The organism is Bacteroides sp. 90-K9/2, assembly GCF_047310725.1.
Taxonomy (GTDB): domain Bacteria; phylum Bacteroidota; class Bacteroidia; order Bacteroidales; family Bacteroidaceae; genus Bacteroides; species Bacteroides vicugnae.
The window spans coordinates 323,221-341,275 of record NZ_JBCGVL010000003.1 but is presented as its reverse complement, the minus strand read 5'-3'; the positions used below and the strand labels follow the sequence as shown (position 1 = coordinate 341,275).

The following is an 18,055-nucleotide window of genomic DNA, read 5'->3' as shown; positions in this document are numbered from 1 at the left end:
TCCTTATGAAAATGAAAAAAACACTACTAATGCTGTGGATGGCTGTTTGCCTGATTGTATCTTTTACAGGATGCACCAGCGAAGAAATGGATTATAACAATCCGGACGTTGCCCTTTTTGTGAAACAATTGAAGGCGGGTACGTATAAGATGAAGAATGATAAAGGAGTAGTGGAAGTTCCTCATTTCACGGAAGAGGACATTCCCGAACTTTTAAAATATGCGGAAGATCTGACTATTATCCCTTCTTTTCCGTCGGTTTACAATATGAACAACGGTAAGATTCGGTTGGGTGAGTGTATGCTTTGGGTGATTGAATCTATCCGTCAGGGCACACCTCCGTCATTAGGTTGTAAAATGGTATTGGCGAATGCTGAAAATTATGAAGCAATCTATTTCCTGACCGATGAGGAAGTACTCGATGCAGCCGCTTGTTATCGTAGTTGGTGGGAAGAACGCCAATATCCGAAAACGAGATGGACAATTGATCCGTGCTACGATGAGCCGCTTTGTGGATCGGGTTATCGTTGGTGGTAATAAAGGGGGAGGAGCCTTCGGAAAGTAAAAAATAGGAAACATTCATGTGGGAACATTTGTTTGTATCAGTAGTCTTTTGCTGCTGACAGGGGGATTATTACGCTCAAAAGATAGCTTCTCATACGTGCAAAATGTATATGAAGTGCTCCGAAATATAGGTAATGAAAGAGTAAAAAGGATGGATGGATTGAAACGGTTTATAACAACAATGGCACTGTGTCTGATCGCTGTATTTGCATATGCGCAAGTATGGACGGCACAAGATTCTTTGCATTTAAAGAAATTGCTGGAGAGTGACCAGGAGTTGCATTTAAATATGGATGCTGTGAAGTCGATTGATTTCGGAAGCGCAGTGGGTACTCCCCGGATGTCGGAGGAGAAAAGCTGGATGATGCCTGACGAATCGCTTCCTGAAGCATTGCCTAAACCGAAAGTGATGTTGACTCTGATGCCATATAAAGCAAATACCCGCTATAACTGGGATCCCATCTATCAGAAGAAGATAAAGATCGATAAAAATACCTGGCGGGGTGATCCTTTCTACGAGATACGTCATCAAAGATCTTATTCAAACTGGGCACGCAATCCGATGGCAAAAGGAATGCGTAAGTCGTTGGATGAGATACAGGCGAGTGGGGTGCGTTTCCGCCAGTTGGGTGAACGTGCTAACGGAATGATGGTGAACACGGTAGTGATGGATGCACCTATTCCCTTGTTTGGTGGGAGTGGAGTGTATATCAATGGTGGAACTATCGGCGGACTTGACCTGATGGCTGTCTTTACAAAAGATTTTTGGAATAAGACGGGACGGGATAACCGTGCCCGCACATTGGAAGTGTTGAGAACTTATGGAGATTCTACCACTGTGTTGATAAATAAACCAATTGAACAGATTGCCCGTTGAAGGCGTTATAATGATGTGTTGATGTAGCAATGCGCTCATGTCAACCTATTAACACATAGATAAATTATTGGTTATGAATAGAATTACTTCTCTTCTGGGTATTCAATATCCTATTATTCAAGGTGGCATGGTGTGGTGCAGCGGTTGGCGTCTTGCTTCTGCTGTGAGCAATGCCGGTGGACTGGGATTGATCGGTGCCGGTTCCATGCATCCGGACACTTTACGCGAGCATATCCGTAAATGCAATGCGGCCACGAAATTGCCTTTTGGTGTAAACATTCCTTTGATGTATCCTCAGATAGAAGAGATCATGAATATTGTGGTGGAAGAGGGAGTGAAGATTGTTTTTACCTCTGCCGGAAATCCGAAAACGTGGACTGGGTGGTTGAAAGAGCGTGGAATAACGGTTGTTCATGTTGTTTCTTCTTCCCGTTTTGCTGTAAAATGTGAGGAGGCCGGAGTAGATGCGGTAGTGGCAGAAGGGTTTGAAGCCGGAGGGCATAATGGACGCGAAGAGACAACGACTTTCTGTTTGATTCCCGCTGTACGTGAGGCTACAACATTGCCTTTGATAGCTGCAGGAGGTGTCGGCACAGGAGAAGGAATACTGGCTGCTATGGTATTGGGAGCCGAAGGTGTGCAGATAGGAACCCGTTTTGCTCTGACTGACGAGAGTTCAGCGAGTCCGGTATTTAAGGATTATTGCTTGAGTCTTGGTGAAGGAGATACTAAGTTGTTATTGAAAAAGCTGGCTCCGACGCGTTTGGTAAAGAATGCTTTCCGCGAGGCGGTGGAGAAGGCTGAAGATAGTGGTGCTTCTGCTGAAGAATTACGAAGCTTGCTAGGAAAAGGACGTGCAAAGAAAGGTATGTTTGAAGGAGACTTGGAAGAAGGTGAACTGGAGATAGGTCAGGTTTCGGCAATAATATCCCGTCGACAGTCGGTGGCAGAGGTGATGAACGAATTGGTTGAGTCTTATTGGCAGGCGGTGGAGAAGAAATATTTGTTTGAAAGATAAATGCTAATTTCTATTTCACCACAGAGGACACGGAGGACACAGAGGTTTAATCTTTTTAGTAACACAGAGTCTCACGTATTGAGAATCGTATTTATCGCTCTGTTTTACTTACGGAAAGAGAGAGAAGAACTCTGTGTCCTCCGTGTCCTCTGTGGTGAAATTATAGGCTGACAGGTTCGTACTTCAAACCAAATACGTCGGCTACGGCCTTATAAACGATTTTTCCTTCTACGATATTTAATCCGAGTGCTAATGCTGGATTCTCTTTGCAGGCTTTTTTCCATCCCTTATTTGCTAAAGCCATTACGTAGGGGAGGGTAGCATTAGTCAGTGCAAGAGTGGAAGTGTAAGGCACAGCTCCCGGAATATTAGCTACTGCATAATGAACAATTCCATCTACAATATAAGTCGGTGCGCTGTGAGTAGTCGGGTGAGACGTTTCGAAACATCCTCCCTGATCGATTGCCACATCCACTAATACTGTGCCGGGCTGCATCATTGAAAGCATCTCTTTGGTAATCAAATGTGGTGCTTTATCACCGGGAATCAGTACAGAACCGACAACTAAATCAACATCCGGTAATTCTTTTCTGATTCTTAGTTCGGATGCGTACAATGTCTTTACATTCTTCGGCAGTGTTTCGCTCAAATAGCGCAGACGTGCCAGATTTATATCTGTAATAGTGACATCTGCCCCCATTCCTGCAGCTATTTGTGCGGCATTGCTACCTACAACTCCACCTCCTAAAATTAATACTTTAGCTGGTTTAACACCTGGCACGCCTCCCAAAAGAATACCTTTTCCACCTTGCGGTTTTTCCAGAAAACGGGCGCCTTCCTGGATAGACATACGTCCGGCAACTTCACTCATAGGAATTAATAAAGGCAATGAGTGATCTGCTTCTTCTACAGTTTCATAAGCCAGGCATATTGATTTGTTGGAGAGCATGGCAAGAGTTAATTCCCGGTCGGAAGCAAAATGGAAATAAGTGAATAGTAACTGTCCTTTTCTAATTAAGTTATATTCGGTGACTATCGGTTCTTTCACCTTTACGATCATCTCGGCAGTGGCGTAAATGTCTTCTATTGTTGGCAGGATATGCGCGCCGACAGCTTGATATGCTTCATCCGGAAAACCGCTATTTATTCCCGCTGTATGTTGGATAAATACCCGATGCCCTTGTTTTACCACTTCGGCCACCCCCGAAGGTGTCATGCCAACACGGTTCTCATTGTTTTTGATTTCCTTTGGTACTCCGATAATCATAATGTTACGTATTAAAGATTTAACATGTTCGAATGTACGAAAAATCCCCTTACGTTGTTATTCGTAAGGGGATGTTTTAGAACAGAATGCCTCGCGTGTTGAGATGAATAAATGCGTAGAGTGGTTATTTTATAGACATTCACTGCCCTGCTTGTTGATTTTCATGCTTTTTCCATAGAGACCCACTCGAGCTATGTTGTTATAAAAGGGTTCTGCAATATCGTACTTAAAAGGAAGTACTTCTTGGTTGTCTTTGTTTATATACCCCCACTTGGACGACTGGCTTTCAATACAGACAGCAGCCAATCCTTCAGAGAAAGAGCATCCATTATCATATTTCAAGGGAATGACAACTTCTCCTTTCTTATTAATGAATCCTACTTTGTTGTGTAGCGAGACGAGGGCTAATCCTTCCGCGAATTGTTCTATTTGACTGTAAGTCGGTGGAAGAATGTAGTTTCCTTGTCTGTCAATCAGTCCCCATAATCCATCGTGGCATACACGTGCGCATTCTTGCTCAAACGAGTGAGCGGCTGCGTACTTAAACGGAATCCGTATCTGTCCGGTATGGTCGATGAATCCGTATTGGGAATTGAGTACTACCATTCCTAATCCTTCTTTAAAAGAGAAAGCCCGTTCATACATTAGAGGGATGACAACGTCATATCCTTTATTGATGTATCCCCATTGGATTTTTCCTTTAACGGGAGCCAATCCTTCGGAGAAACGGCCAATTGCCGAAAAACGCTTTTTCTTATTAGCTACCCCATAAGCTAAAAAAGAAGCAAAGAACTTTGTAATAGTGTTGCTCATTTTTCTTATTGTTTGTGTGGTAAGCGTCCGGATACCATTATATACAAGAGAAGCGTGGACGTCGTTAGTTCATTCTATTCAAGGTTCTGGTAAACCTATTGGGAAATGAACAACAGAGTCCACGCCCTTGTATATAACAAAGACGTGAACGCTTAGTTGCCATTATCTCCCCAATTTAAGAATTTACCAGATTCTGAATAGAGATAATATTCTAAACGCTTCTACGTTATTAATCGTAATAAGTCGCTACAAAGATACGGATTTCTTGTTAAAGAACAATATTTTTGAGGGATAAAGATGTTGCGATGAATGAGATATGTAGATAGAATGTGAAGTGGTTAGTAGATAGACTAAAAAAAACTCCCCTTACGTTTTAGGTAAGGAGAGCTTCTTTTAGTCTATTGTCAGACAGTTTCTATGAAGGATGCCTGTTATTAGTTTAAAAGTCCTGGATTAGCATCAATTGCATCTTGTGGAATACGCAATGTGTAACGGGAATCATCTTGTACAAGTGTGTAGGTTACGTCTTCAATTACTTTTTTGATTTCCGGCCGGGTAGTTCGGCGTAAATCAAACCAGCGATGTCCTTCAAAAGCAAGCTCACGAGCACGTTCTTTCAGAATTTCTGTGATTAGCTTTTCTTGGCTCATCGCATTTATTTCATTCTTTTTCTGCTCATAGCCTTCTGATGTATAACGATTCTCTATTAGTTTCAAGAGCCGGGTACGTGCTTCTGGTAATTTGTTTAAATGTGCAGCAGCTTCGGCTGAATTTAGATAAAGTTCTCCGGTACGGAAAGTACATTTGAATTTAGATTCACCACTTTTGCTGGAAGTATAATTCCCATTTTGATTTACTTTATAGTACTTGTTTGGGCGTAGATCTTTTCCTTCCTCATATTCTTGCAAAAATGAAGGGTAAAGTAGGAGTGATCCGGCATAATCGCTATTCGGGAAAACCTCATAGGCAGTGATCATTTCTATGGATGTAAATTCATTAGGAAGTTTGTCTCCTTCATCATTCAAGTTCACTAATGTCGATTTTCCAGCTAATACACGTTCCGAAGCTTCATAAGATTTGGCCCATTCACCCATATATAAATATACCCGTGACTCCATTGCGTCTACTGATAATGTTGAAAAACGGTATGAATATTGAACTTCCCATTCTTTTTTGTTAATCAGCTTCTGTGCTGTTTCTATATCAGACAATATAGAGGTATATATTTCCTTTACAGTGTTTCGTGATGGTATTTCTTCTAAATCAGTATTGAGTTTTAGAGGAATCGCCTTGGTTTCTAATGCTCCGGCAGCTGTATAGGGCTGTCCATAAAGATTAACCAATATAAAATGCATATATGCTCTCATAAGGTAAGCTTCTCCAACTAATTGATTAATATCTTCTTGGCTTCCTTCTGATATTTCATCTCTTTTATCAATGATTGCGTTAGCATAATAGATATTGGTATAATAGGCCGCCCAGCCAAATTGTCTCGTACTTGCATTCGGATTAACATCATTCCATTTCTCAACATCTCCTAAAGCATTTTTTGAAGTGGCGTCAGACTGTAATATGGTTGCGATATCTGTCCTGATTTCGCATATTCCTCTGTCATTGAGTACAGTATTGTAAGCAGTTGTGAATAAAGCTCTGTATTCAGCCAATGTATTAGGAATTACTTGGCCTACTGGTTGTATGTCCAAATAACTATCACAGGAAGATAATAGTAGGCTTCCTATTAATGTGAATATATAATATATTTTCTTTGTCATAATCTATTTTTTTTAAAAGTTAAGACTCAGGTTGAATGTAATAGATTTAGGAACTGGAGTAGAGTATAGGTTACCCATTGATTCCGGATCCATATAATTATCGTAGTTTGAACTGATAACAAATAGGTTACGAGCTTCTAAGCCTACAGTTGCTCCTCCGATACTTAGTTTATGTAGCCATTCGGATGGAACCCGGTAAGCAAGACGTATATTTTGTAAACGTACGAAGCTTAACTTCTTCACCCAGATATCCAATGACCTGTAAATATCATTTCGAGTACTGAACAAGTAGTAGTCAGCCGGATTGTAGTTGTATGTTGCTAATGCAGGGAATTTTCCTGTTTTATTTTCCGGTGTCCATCTATCCAGTATGTCTCTATTCATATTGCGTCCTGGATCTAAGTCAGATACATTATAACTTGGAGTTGTTTTTACGTGTGCTCCAAAATTATAAGAAAAATTCAAATTCAGTTCCCAATTGCGGTAATTGAACGTATTTAGAAAACCGCCCGTATAGGGAGCATCTGACGTTCCGATATAACTGTAGAAATCTCTTTGTTCTTCACTATTCGGCCCTATTTGGTAAGTGCCAAGTCCGTCTTCATTCGATGTCATTCTGAATAATTCTTCTACAGTGACAGCTTTCCCCTCTTTATTCTCAAGATAGATTTGTCCAGTCTCGGGGTTTATACCTTTGGTTTTCAATGCAAAGATTGCACCTACGGGGTATCCTTCCAAGCTAGGAGTCACTTGGTTTTTATCTGTAAGTACTTTTAGTACTTTATTTTGGTTATATGCGAAGTTGAAAGTTGTGTACCAAGAGAAGTCTTTAGTGGTGATATTACGGGTTTGCAGGTTTATTTCGACACCTTTGTTTTCCATACTAGCCCAGTTTATAGACATATTAGTGAATCCATTTTCCAAAGCTAATGCTTTAGAACCAATTAAGTCTGTTCCTTTTCTATAGTAGTAATCTACACTAAGATTGATGGCTTGATTGAGTACAGAAAAATCTATTCCTAGATTGTAAGATGCTGTTTTTTCCCAGCGTAATTTACTGTTGGGAGCACTATTGATAATAATGTTTTCTTCACTGTAGCCAGGTAAAATGCTCACATTATCATATTTTCCGACTAGGAATGGAGAGGTTCCCTTATCAATATTTCCTTGTAAGCCATAAGAAAGACGAAGGGCTAAATTATCGATCCATTTGTATTGTCTAATGAACGATTCATTAGATAAACGCCATAAGCCACTTACCGAATAGATTGGCAAGAAACGATATTTCTTATCTACTCCGAATAAATCAGAACCATCCATGCGTACACTTCCTCCCAATGTATAACGATTCATTAAAGTATATGAACCATTGGCAAAGAAAGAAGCAAAAGCGTTTTCCTTGTATGACTTGGTTTTTAGATTCCAATCATTAGCCTGTGTTTCATCTTTAAATATGAGATTTTGGAATGTCAGTTTCTTGGGATCATATCCGTATCCGGTTGAGGCTTGATTGTCTACCCAGTTTTTACGGATTTCCGAGCCGGCCATTATTTGTATATCATGTATATCACCGAATGTATTTTTGTATTCTCCCTGGATTTTCCATGTGAGTTGTGAGGTTGTGCTATTAGTTGTTTTAAGCATACCTCCTTCCGGTATAAGATAGGTTTGTACGCCATTTTTCCAATATTTATTGTTTTCACGTATATTCCTGATATTATATGAGTTTATCCCGGCATATTCTTCTTGAGACAATTGATCCCATTGCACACCAATCTGTGAATAAACTTTCCACTGATCGTTAAAACGTAGTTGAACGTCAAAGATAGAATTGATGGCTGTGGTGACAGATTCTTTATTTGTGTTTGCTCGTTCTTCGAATATATTAAAGCCTTGCTTTTCATCTGTTTCACTACTTTTGACTACGTCGTAATCGTAAAGGTAGTTTCCTTGTTCGTCAAATGGATCAAAGTAAGGATTAGCGATACGTGAATAATATACTGGGTTGATGAGTCCGTAAGTGTCAGTCATAAATGTGTTATTCTTGCGTCTGTTGGCAAAAATAGACATTCCAATTTTTAACATTTTGTTGACTTGATAAGAGGTTTTACTGGTCAGGTTAAAACGACTCATGCTTACGCCAGGTACATTTCCGTTTTCTTTTACATAACCGAGGGAATTGTAATAAGTAACTTTTTCGCTACCACCGGAAATGCTAAAGTTATATTCTTGTGTGAAAGCATCTCTGAATAATATATCATTCCAGTCTGTATTGATTGTTTTCAGTTTGTTTATAGCATTTTGGGCTTCAGGTGTCAGTCCGTTCCAGCCCTGTTCTTTATAGATGTCTATTAAGTTATATTGCTTCATGATCGCGGCAACTTTTCCTTTTTCAGGAAATACTGCTATCGGATCTGTTAACCCCCATAATATGTCAAATCGTGCTTCTTTCAATAATTGAAGTTCCAAATCGACTTTCTCTTCCGAGTTTAGTAAGTTGAGTCGTGAAGTGTTGAGGTTAGGGGTGTAAGTCAATTTAGTATTGAAGTTAATAACAGGTTTTCCAGTTTTTCCTCTTTTGGTTGTTACCACAATTACGCCATTTGCAGCACGTGCGCCATAGATGGCAGTAGCAGCTGCATCTTTTAATATCGTAATGCTTTCAATGTCGTTTGGACTCAACCCTGCGATAGAAGATTGCGACATATTTACGATGTCATTATCGTTGTCTTTGTTGATTTCAGGAATATCAGTCCCCTCCAAAGGTATTCCATCCAATACCCATAACGGGTCTTGTGTTCCATTCAATGAAGCTGTACCACGAATACGAATACGTGCAGGAGCTCCCGGTGCGCCGGAAGTTGTCGTAACGGCTACCCCCGCAACTTGTCCGGCTAATGCCTGGTCGATACTTTTTGCTGCGCCTACCATTCCGTCTGTAACGTCTACTTTAGCAATAGCAGCAGTCAGTTTACGACGTTCCAGTTCTTGATAACCAGTTACTACTACGTCTCCTAGTGTGTGTGATGAAGCTTGAAGGACAATACGATAAGTATCTTTTCCAGCTTGCAACACGATATTTTGTTCTTCAAAACCTATATAACTACAATGTAGTCTGGTCACCTTTTCCGGAATGGAAATGGAGAATTTGCCATCCATATCAGTGATAGTACCTAGAGAAGTCTGTGATACTCCAGCTTTTTTCAAATCGTCTGCATTAACATATACAGAAGCACCGATTAGAGGTTCATTGTCTTCACCGGATATAACGACTCCGGTGATTGTGCGGTTAACAGCGTTGGCTGTAGCCAACGTGCTAACAAGAAAACATATAAGAACGTATAAGTATTTTTTTCTCATCAATATAGATAATTAAAGTGATTGATTTTGTTTTATTTGATTCCCAAAGCTGTATTGATACGTAGAATCATGTCTTCATAATGATAGCGTGCAGCAGTATCAGAAGTGCCGAGGCGGTTTTGCAACAATTTCTTGATACGTAATAACTCTCCGCGTTTCACCGAGATAGCATCAGAAATACGGTTGAGCTGACTGCCGTAGAAGTTGAGCACACGTGGAGCACCCATTCGGTCTTCCTGACGAAGTGCCCGTTGTTCGGCGGCATAACAACTACAGAAAGGAGTAGCATGGTCAAGCAGGAAATGCTCGCTTGCAATCTTCTTGTTGATTTTTACAGCTTCGGGTTCTGCGGCTGCTGTAAGTAATGCATCGAGGAAGTTTTTCTGCAAAGAACGTTCCATAACATTGGGGATGCCACCACGTTCGGTAATACCGAAAATGTTTTTATGAAGTCCGTCCATAAGCTCCACTACTGTAAATGCTTTCTTTCCGTTGACAGATTCATTCTCTATCATACGCATCAAACGAGTGTTGCCTAGTAAATCCCAAAGGATATAGGCTTGGGCGTTCTTTAAGATTTGAGTAGGAGCATTCTCCTGTTTTCCGATTGGAGTGTTGCGGAGCAGATAGGTATATTGTCCTACTTCCGTGTCAAACAGCCATTTAGGATAGGTCAATACTTCATCCATCAAGAATTTCAATGAAGCTTCTTGTTTCTCTTTCTCAACGAATGTATAAGTCTTGACACCGTCTCCTACAATTGTATTTTCAATATATATACCGCCGATGTTGGCAAGTACATGATATAAGTAGTTGTTCCACTGGTTGATAACTGCATAGTAGAGACGCGACGCTTCTTCGTAAGTTTGTCCTTTTTCTCCGGTGGTAGTCCATTGAAGAATTTGTGGAACGATACGTTTCAGGTTTTTGATGCCATATAAAGAAGAACGGACCGGATCATCACCCAGGTCTTCGTTCTGTGCGCGTGGATCTACTGCGTCACGTACATCCTGCGCTTCACTATACTTATAAAGACGATCGGTATGCTTACTCAAGAAATCGAATAAAATATCTTTTTCTTCTTCCGGAGTATTCTTTCCGTACCAACGATAGCCATATTCGATAGCAAACATATCATAAGGACCGATATGCGGAGAAAGAACTTTTACCCCATCTCCAGGCTGTGCAATATAATTGAATCGTGCATAATCCATGATAGATGAAGCGGTAGAATTCATTCTGGAAGTAAATGCTTCGGAACGTAACGAATCCGTCGGGAAAGCCCATGAACCCATCATATTGTGACGGAGTCCCAATGAGTGGCCTACCTCATGGCAAGCAACGAACCGGATAGCATCTCCCATCAAAGCATCAGGTAATTGCACATTGCGTGCTTCCGGACACACAGTTCCAGTCTGCACAGTGATCCATTCGCGTACCATAGAAAGCACATTGTGCCACCACATAATATCAGCTTCCAGAATTTCTCCGGAACGTGGGTCTAACAGGGAAGGTCCCATTGCATTTTTCTTTTCTGAAGCAGCGTAAGTCAGTACGGAGTAATTGACATCGTCCATGTCTATATGCATACTGTCTGTGATTTCCTTGGCGATAATCGCGTTCTTGAAACCTGCTTTTTCGAAAGCGATCTGCCAGTCCTCGATACCTTTTTTAATGTACGTACGCCATTGGTAAGGTGTTGAATTATCAATGTAGAATACGATTGGTTTGGCAGGCTCCACAAGCTGTCCTTTCAGATAAGCCTCCCGGTCTTCCGGTTTGGGTTCCATGCGCCAGCGAGTGATATATTGTGTTTTATCCGTACCTTGTTGTGCATCACTAAAACTTAATAACGGATTAGTGAAATAACCGACTTTCTGATTGTCGAATCGTCCCATCATCGGCTTTTCAGGCAACAAGAGAATAGAAGAACTGACTTCCACCGTCACATAAACAGTGGTAGTTCCTTCTGTAACTCTGGTAGTCAATTCGGAAGTTGCCACGACATTGTTTGAAAAGGATTTGATGGATAAAATACGGGATAAATTTTTGATAGCCGAAGTACCCAGATTGATATTAGTAAATACATTATTAATACTGGTTTCAGTACCGTCATAAATATCATTCACCTTGATTACTAATGCAGTAGAATCTGCATTAATCGCTTCAATTTTGAATGCGGCAATCAATGGAGAGATAAAATTATCCTTTACCGAACGGAAGATGGCATCCGTTTGGGGGGCCAGAGGTAATGGGCGTTGTTGTCGTAGCATTAATTTGCCCGTAGCTTTATCCCATTCCATGCAAACCATCTGATTCTCGTAGTTTACTCCACGGTTTACACCTGCATCATTAAGTTCGGCAGGAACTCGTTGCAGTTTGTTGACAACTAATAAATCACGTCCCAAAAGTGAGGTGGGAATTTCAAAATAATAGTCATTCTTTTTTTGGTGTACAGCAAACATTCCTTTCGTTGTTTTACTGTCTTCCACTAATTTTTCGTAGTCGCTTTTACTCTTCTCTTCTTTCTCTTCTGGTTTCTTCTTTTTCTTTTTAAACCAACTCAGATTTTCTGTAGCGGGGGTAGTTGCAAATGCCGAGAGCGTTTCTCCACTCAGCAATATACATGCAATGACCGCTGCCATTACTTTTACATACATTCTCATTGAGTTTCTAACTTTTAATTATAATTAAAAAACAGCCACAAAAGTACTAATATTAATAACATAATAACTACTGATTTGCAATGAATATAACATTTAAAAGAAATATTAACTAGAATCTAAGACCATCATTCCTCCCAGATATTTCATAGTTTAGTGGGAATAGTGTACATTTGCGGGAGTAAAAAAGTGAATGGAATGATGAGACGATATATCACTGCTTTGATGCTGGCTTGCTGCATCGGAGGGTATGGACAAGAGAAAAAGCAAGCAACCTTTGTGCCTCCTTTTGACTTTCCTCTTACATTGAGTGGAAACTTTGGAGAAATCCGCTCCAATCACTTCCATGGCGGGCTGGATTTTAAAACAGGCGGAGTGATCGGTAAACCCGTTCTTGCTCTCGCTGATGGTTATATTTCGCGTATTCGCGTAACGAATGGATCGGGGTATGTACTTGATGTCTGCTACCATAATGGTTATTCAACTATCAACCGCCATTTGAGCGGTTTTGTTTCTCCCATTGCCGAAAGGGTGGAGAAACTTCAATATGAAGAAGAGAACTGGGAAGTGGAGATTGTGCCTGAACCGGGAGAATATCCGGTAAAAGGAGGTCAACAGATTGCATGGAGCGGCAATACCGGATATTCGTTCGGCCCACATCTTCATCTGGATGTGTTTGAAACGGAATCGGGGGATTATATTGACCCTATGCCTTTCTTCCAGTCGAAAATAAAAGATACACGTGCTCCGAAAGCTGATGGCATCCTCTTTTTCCCGCAACCGGGCAAAGGAGTGGTGGATGGAAAACAGGAGAATAAAACGATTCTTCCCAATAGCGAACGTCCTGTGGAAGCATGGGGAGTGATAGGGCTGGGTATCAAGGCATACGATTACATGGATGGCGTAAGTAACCATTACGGAGTTTATTCTGTTGTGCTCACGGTAGATGGGAATGAAATATTTCGCAGTACCGTAGATCGTTTCTCGCAAGAAGAGAACCGGATGATTAACTCTTGGACGTATGGACAATATATGAAATCTTTTATTGATCCGGGAAATACGTTGCGTCTGCTGAAAGCGTCGAATGATCATCGTGGTCTGGTGACGATTGACGAGGAACGGGATTATCAGTTCTTATATACATTGAAAGATGCTTTCGGAAACACTTCCAACTATCGTTTTACCGTGCGGGGTCGGAAGCAGCCGATTGAACCGTTGAATCATCGGGAGAAATATTATTTCATCTGGAATAAGACTAATTATTTGCAAGAGCCGGGATTGAGCCTGGTTATTCCGAAAGGAATGTTGTATGACGATGTCCCCCTCAATTATCAGATGAAGGCGGATAGTGGTGCCGTTGCTTTTACTTATCAACTGAATGATAAGACGGTTCCATTGCATGCAGCTTGCGAACTTCGTATCGGATTGCGTAGAAAGCCGGTTGCCGATACGACCAAATATTATGTGGCCCGCATCACTCCGAAGGGAGGAAAGTACAGCGTAGGCGGAAAGTATGAAGACGGATATATGAAAGCTGCCATCAAGGAGTTAGGAACTTATACTGTTGCCATCGACACCATTCCGCCGGAGATTATTCCTGTTAATAAGAACCAGTGGGGAAGAAACGGAAAGATTGTCTATCGGCTGAAAGATCAGGGGACGGGAATTGCTTCCTATCGCGGGACGATTGACGGTAAGTATGCACTTTTCGGACGCCCCAATATGGTGAAATCGTACTGGGAATGTGTACTTGATCCGAAACACGTGAAGAAGGGCGGAAAGCATACGGTCGAGTTTACAGTGACCGATGGTTGCGGAAATGAAACGGTAGCTCGTGAAAGTTTTGTTTGGTAAATTATTAAAAGTGAATCATATATTTATGAAGAAAAGAATTATTTTTTGTGCTGCTGTATTTATGGCGGCTGTGGCGAACACTTTCGCTTGCACTAACCTGATTGTCGGAAAGAATGCGTCTGCCGATGGCTCGACAATCGTTTCCTATTCTGCCGACTCGTATGGCCTGTTCGGAGAACTTTATCATTATCCGGCTGCTACCTACCCGAAGGGAACGATGTTGAAAGTATATGAATGGGATACCGGCAAGTATTTGGGAGAAATAGAGCAGGCACGTCAGACTTACAATGTAGTCGGTAATATGAATGAATATCAGGTTACGATTGGTGAGACTACTTTCGGTGGACGTCCGGAACTGGCGGATTCTACAGGGATTATTGATTACGGAAGTTTGATTTATATTGGTTTGCAACGTTCGCGTACTGCCCGTGAAGCAATTAAAATCATGACCGATTTAGTGCAGCAATACGGTTATTATAGCGAAGGAGAGTCTTTTACTATTGCCGATCCCAATGAAATCTGGATCATGGAAATGATTGGTAAAGGTCCCGGAATCCGTGGAGCTGTTTGGGTAGCTGTACGTGTACCCGACGACTGCATCTCGGCTCATGCCAATCAGTCACGTATTCACCAGTTTGATATGAATGACAAGGAGAACTGTATGTACTCTCCGGATGTTGTTTCTTTTGCCCGCGAGAAGGGATATTTTAATGGAGTAAACAAAGATTTTAGCTTTTCGCTAGCCTACGCACCTCTTGATTTTGGTGCCCGCCGTTTCTGTGAGGCACGTGTGTGGAGCTATTTTAATAAGTTCACGGATAACGGAAAAGATTATCTTCCTTATATTGAGGGAAAGACCGATACTCCGATGCCTCTTTTTGTGAAACCGAAACAAAAACTGTCTGTACAGGATGTGAAAGATATGATGCGTGACCACTATGAAGGTACGCCTCTTGATATTTCCAATGATTTCGGAGCAGGTCCTTATAAGACGCCATATCGCCTCTCTCCTCTGAACTTCAAGGTAGACGACAAGGAATATTTCAACGAACGTCCCATTTCCACTCAACAAAGCGGATTTGTATTTGTTGCACAAATGCGTGCTCATAAGCCGGACCCGATAGGTGGTGTACTTTGGTTTGGCGTGGATGATGCTAACATGGCGGTATTTACTCCGGTCTATTGCTGTGCAACGAAAGCTCCGGTATGCTATACCCGTGTGGGCGGAGCCGATTATATTACATTCTCCTGGAATTCAGCTTTCTGGATTTTTAACTGGGTGTCTAATATGGTCTATCCGCGTTATGATTTGATGATCGGTGATGTACGGGAAGCGCAGAAAGAAATGGAAACGACTTTCAACAATGCGCAGGAAGGCATTGAAGAGATGGCTGCCAAACTGTTGGCTAAAGATAAGAACGCAGCAGTAGATTTTCTGACAAATTATACAAACATGACTGCACAGAGCACTTTCGATACTTGGAAACAATTAGGTACATTCTTGATTGTGAAGTATAATGATGGAGTAGTGAAGCGTGTTAAAGATGGTAAGTTTGAGCGTAATTCTATCGGACAACCTGCCGGTGTGATCCGTCCCGGATATCCGAAAGAATTCTTGCAAGAATATGTCAAACAGACCGGTGATAGATATTTGGTGAAATAAGAATTGAATAACTAGGATTTGTAAACTTATTATTTTATATTTGTGTGCTCAAGAAATTGATAATAAATAATTCATTAACCAATAAATAACAATCGAAATGGAAAATCAGGAACTTATTAAACAGGTCACTGAAAAAGCCGAAAAATGGCTGACCCCGGCTTATGATGCTGAAACCCAAGCTGAAGTGAAACGCATGTTGGAAAACGATGATAAAACCGAACTTATTGAAGCTTTCTACAAAGACCTTGAATTTGGTACTGGTGGTCTGCGTGGTATCATGGGAGTTGGTAGTAATCGTATGAATATCTATACGGTAGGTGCTGCCACTCAAGGACTTTCCAACTATCTGAAGAAGAACTTCAAGGAGCTGCCGCAGATTTCTGTAGTAGTAGGTCACGACTGCCGTAACAACAGCCGTTTGTTTGCAGAGACTTCCGCTAATATTTTCTCTGCCAACGGCATTAAAGTATATCTGTTTGATGATATGCGTCCGACTCCGGAAATGTCTTTTGCTATCCGTCACCTCGGTTGCCAGAGCGGTATCATTCTGACTGCTTCTCACAATCCGAAAGAATACAACGGTTACAAGGCATATTGGGATGACGGTGCACAAGTGTTGGCCCCGCATGATAAAGGTATCATTGACGAAGTGAACGCCATTGCTTCTGCTGCTGACATTAAATTCCAGGGAAATCCTGATTTGATTCAGATTATCGGTGAGGACATTGATAAGATTTATCTGGATATGGTGAAAACAGTTTCTATTGATCCGGCAGCTATCGCCCGTCACAAAGATATGAAGATTGTCTATACTCCGATTCACGGTACAGGTATGATGTTGATTCCGCGTGCATTGAAGATGTGGGGATTCGAAAACGTATTTACTGTGCCCGAACAGATGATTAAGGATGGTAATTTCCCGACTGTCGTATCTCCGAACCCGGAAAATGCGGAAGCTCTTTCCATGGCTGTAAACCTTGCCAAAGAAATTGATGCTGACCTCGTTATGGCTTCCGATCCGGATGCCGACCGTGTGGGTATCGCTTGTAAGGATGACAAGGGCGAATGGGTACTGATTAATGGTAACCAGACTTGTATGATGTACCTTTATTATATTCTGACACAGTACAAACAACTGGGTAAGATTAAAGGGGGCGAGTTCTGTGTGAAGACAATCGTTACTACCGAACTTATCAAGAAAATCGCTGATAAGAACAACATCGAAATGCTTGACTGCTACACCGGATTTAAGTGGATTGCCCGTGAAATCCGTCTGCGTGAAGGTAAACAGAAATATATCGGTGGTGGTGAAGAAAGCTACGGATTCCTTGCTGAAGACTTCGTGCGCGATAAAGATGCTGTATCCGCTTGCTGTCTGATTGCTGAAGTTGCTGCATGGGCAAAAGATAATGGCAAATCTTTGTATCAGTTGTTGCTTGATATCTACGTAGAATATGGATTCTCTAAAGAGTTTACTGTAAACGTAGTGAAACCGGGTAAGAGCGGTGCTGAAGAAATCAAAGCGATGATGGAAAACTTCCGTGCTAATCCTCCGAAAGAATTGGGTGGCTCTAAAGTGATTTTGAGCAAAGATTATAAGACTCTGAAACAGACAGACGATAAAGGTAACGTAACTGTAATTGATATGCCGGAACCCTCTAACGTTCTTCAATATTTCACAGAAGACGGTAGCAAAGTTTCCGTTCGTCCTTCAGGTACAGAACCGAAGATTAAGTTCTATATGGAAGTTCAGGGTGAAATGGGATGCCGCAACTGTTATGCTTCTGCCGAGTCTGCCGCCATGGAAAAGATTGAAGCAGTGAAGAAATCATTGGGTATCTGATTTTGTCTCTTCTGAAATTGCAGACATAGATCATAAAAAGATAAAGATTAAAATAGCGCCTCCATCGTCTTTTGAAGATTGTGGAGGCGCTTCTTTTTCTCTGTACATAGCCCTGATTCTGCCTATTTTGGGGCATTTTCCCTCATTTGGCACAGTTCTTTCATTTCCTTTGCATTCTTTAAGCTCACTTGCTAATCCTTCTTGCGAGAATCTTGTTGTATTGGCATCATCTCAATTTCAACAGGCAGGCTGCGGATATACACATGTTTTGTTGATGCTTTAGAGTGATACGTTCAGTTTCATATTCGTAAGTTGTTCGTTTGTAGTTGTGTGTATTTCGTAGCCTGCTTTTCTACTCGCTA

11 protein-coding genes are annotated in these 18,055 nt (G+C 41.3%); 6 read left to right on the top strand and 5 right to left on the bottom strand.

Annotated features, from left to right (window positions below; translation table 11 throughout):
- Positions 1-11 precede the first annotated feature (11 nt).
- The 3 genes from AAHJ11_RS10760 to AAHJ11_RS10750 all read left to right on the top strand — a co-directional run bounded on the left by AAHJ11_RS10760 (position 12) and on the right by AAHJ11_RS10750 (position 2,458).
- A complete protein-coding gene (locus AAHJ11_RS10760; protein WP_074559124.1) occupies positions 12-536 on the top strand; it encodes a DUF4943 family protein in 525 nt (174 codons plus the stop codon).
- Between the two features lie 178 nt (positions 537-714).
- The gene (locus AAHJ11_RS10755; protein ID WP_195649483.1) at positions 715-1,440 is read left to right on the top strand and encodes a DUF4858 domain-containing protein; all 726 of its coding nucleotides are present in this window, start codon (positions 715-717) and stop codon (positions 1,438-1,440) included.
- A 73-nt stretch (positions 1,441-1,513) separates the two neighbouring features.
- Positions 1,514-2,458 (top strand): NAD(P)H-dependent flavin oxidoreductase, encoded by a 945-nt coding sequence (locus AAHJ11_RS10750; protein WP_217721145.1) that lies wholly within the window; start codon positions 1,514-1,516, stop codon positions 2,456-2,458.
- A gap of 160 nt (positions 2,459-2,618) precedes the next feature.
- Here the strand turns inward: AAHJ11_RS10750 and ald are convergent, their stop codons facing one another.
- The 5 genes from ald to AAHJ11_RS10725 form a co-directional block, all read right to left on the bottom strand.
- Positions 2,619-3,725 carry an alanine dehydrogenase gene (gene ald / locus AAHJ11_RS10745; protein ID WP_099147204.1) on the bottom strand — a complete coding sequence of 369 codons (1,107 nt, stop codon included), beginning with the start codon at positions 3,723-3,725 and terminating at the stop codon, positions 2,619-2,621.
- Between the two features lie 129 nt (positions 3,726-3,854).
- On the bottom strand, positions 3,855-4,538 hold the full coding sequence (locus AAHJ11_RS10740) for a WG repeat-containing protein (RefSeq protein WP_195649415.1): 684 nt from the start codon (positions 4,536-4,538) through the stop codon (positions 3,855-3,857).
- Positions 4,539-4,972: 434 nt separating this feature from the next.
- Positions 4,973-6,310 carry a RagB/SusD family nutrient uptake outer membrane protein gene (locus tag AAHJ11_RS10735; RefSeq protein ID WP_413579509.1) on the bottom strand — a complete coding sequence of 446 codons (1,338 nt, stop codon included), beginning with the start codon at positions 6,308-6,310 and terminating at the stop codon, positions 4,973-4,975.
- A gap of 12 nt (positions 6,311-6,322) precedes the next feature.
- A complete protein-coding gene (locus AAHJ11_RS10730; protein WP_148364815.1) occupies positions 6,323-9,670 on the bottom strand; it encodes a SusC/RagA family TonB-linked outer membrane protein in 3,348 nt (1,115 codons plus the stop codon).
- A 32-nt stretch (positions 9,671-9,702) separates the two neighbouring features.
- Positions 9,703-12,336, bottom strand: coding sequence for a zinc-dependent metalloprotease (locus tag AAHJ11_RS10725; protein ID WP_259023244.1), 2,634 nt, complete (start codon positions 12,334-12,336; stop codon positions 9,703-9,705).
- A gap of 198 nt (positions 12,337-12,534) precedes the next feature.
- Between AAHJ11_RS10725 and AAHJ11_RS10720 the strand changes: the two genes are divergently transcribed.
- The 3 genes from AAHJ11_RS10720 (at position 12,535) to AAHJ11_RS10710 (ending at position 17,693) form a co-directional block, all read left to right on the top strand.
- Positions 12,535-14,187 carry a M23 family metallopeptidase gene (locus AAHJ11_RS10720; protein WP_234132934.1) on the top strand — a complete coding sequence of 551 codons (1,653 nt, stop codon included), beginning with the start codon at positions 12,535-12,537 and terminating at the stop codon, positions 14,185-14,187.
- Between the two features lie 25 nt (positions 14,188-14,212).
- Positions 14,213-15,850: a C69 family dipeptidase gene (locus AAHJ11_RS10715; RefSeq protein WP_148364816.1), complete on the top strand. Its 1,638-nt coding sequence runs from the start codon at positions 14,213-14,215 to the stop codon at positions 15,848-15,850.
- A gap of 97 nt (positions 15,851-15,947) precedes the next feature.
- A complete protein-coding gene (locus AAHJ11_RS10710; RefSeq protein ID WP_148364817.1) occupies positions 15,948-17,693 on the top strand; it encodes a phospho-sugar mutase in 1,746 nt (581 codons plus the stop codon).
- Positions 17,694-18,055 lie beyond the last annotated feature (362 nt).

Excerpts from the sequence above, each read along its gene's own strand:
- AAHJ11_RS10740 (WP_195649415.1), bottom strand. The coding sequence starts at position 4,538 with ATGAGCAACACTATTACAAAGTTCTTTGCTTCTTTTTTAGCTTATGGG.
- AAHJ11_RS10760 (WP_074559124.1), top strand. The coding sequence starts at position 12 with ATGAAAAAAACACTACTAATGCTGTGGATGGCTGTTTGCCTGATTGTA.
- AAHJ11_RS10720 (WP_234132934.1), top strand. The coding sequence starts at position 12,535 with ATGAGACGATATATCACTGCTTTGATGCTGGCTTGCTGCATCGGAGGG.
- ald (WP_099147204.1), bottom strand. The coding sequence starts at position 3,725 with ATGATTATCGGAGTACCAAAGGAAATCAAAAACAATGAGAACCGTGTT.
- AAHJ11_RS10755 (WP_195649483.1), top strand. The coding sequence starts at position 715 with ATGGATGGATTGAAACGGTTTATAACAACAATGGCACTGTGTCTGATC.
- AAHJ11_RS10710 (WP_148364817.1), top strand. The coding sequence starts at position 15,948 with ATGGAAAATCAGGAACTTATTAAACAGGTCACTGAAAAAGCCGAAAAA.
- AAHJ11_RS10715 (WP_148364816.1), top strand. The coding sequence starts at position 14,213 with ATGAAGAAAAGAATTATTTTTTGTGCTGCTGTATTTATGGCGGCTGTG.
- AAHJ11_RS10735 (WP_413579509.1), bottom strand. The coding sequence starts at position 6,310 with ATGACAAAGAAAATATATTATATATTCACATTAATAGGAAGCCTACTA.
- AAHJ11_RS10725 (WP_259023244.1), bottom strand. The coding sequence starts at position 12,336 with ATGAGAATGTATGTAAAAGTAATGGCAGCGGTCATTGCATGTATATTG.
- AAHJ11_RS10750 (WP_217721145.1), top strand. The coding sequence starts at position 1,514 with ATGAATAGAATTACTTCTCTTCTGGGTATTCAATATCCTATTATTCAA.
- AAHJ11_RS10730 (WP_148364815.1), bottom strand. The coding sequence starts at position 9,670 with ATGAGAAAAAAATACTTATACGTTCTTATATGTTTTCTTGTTAGCACG.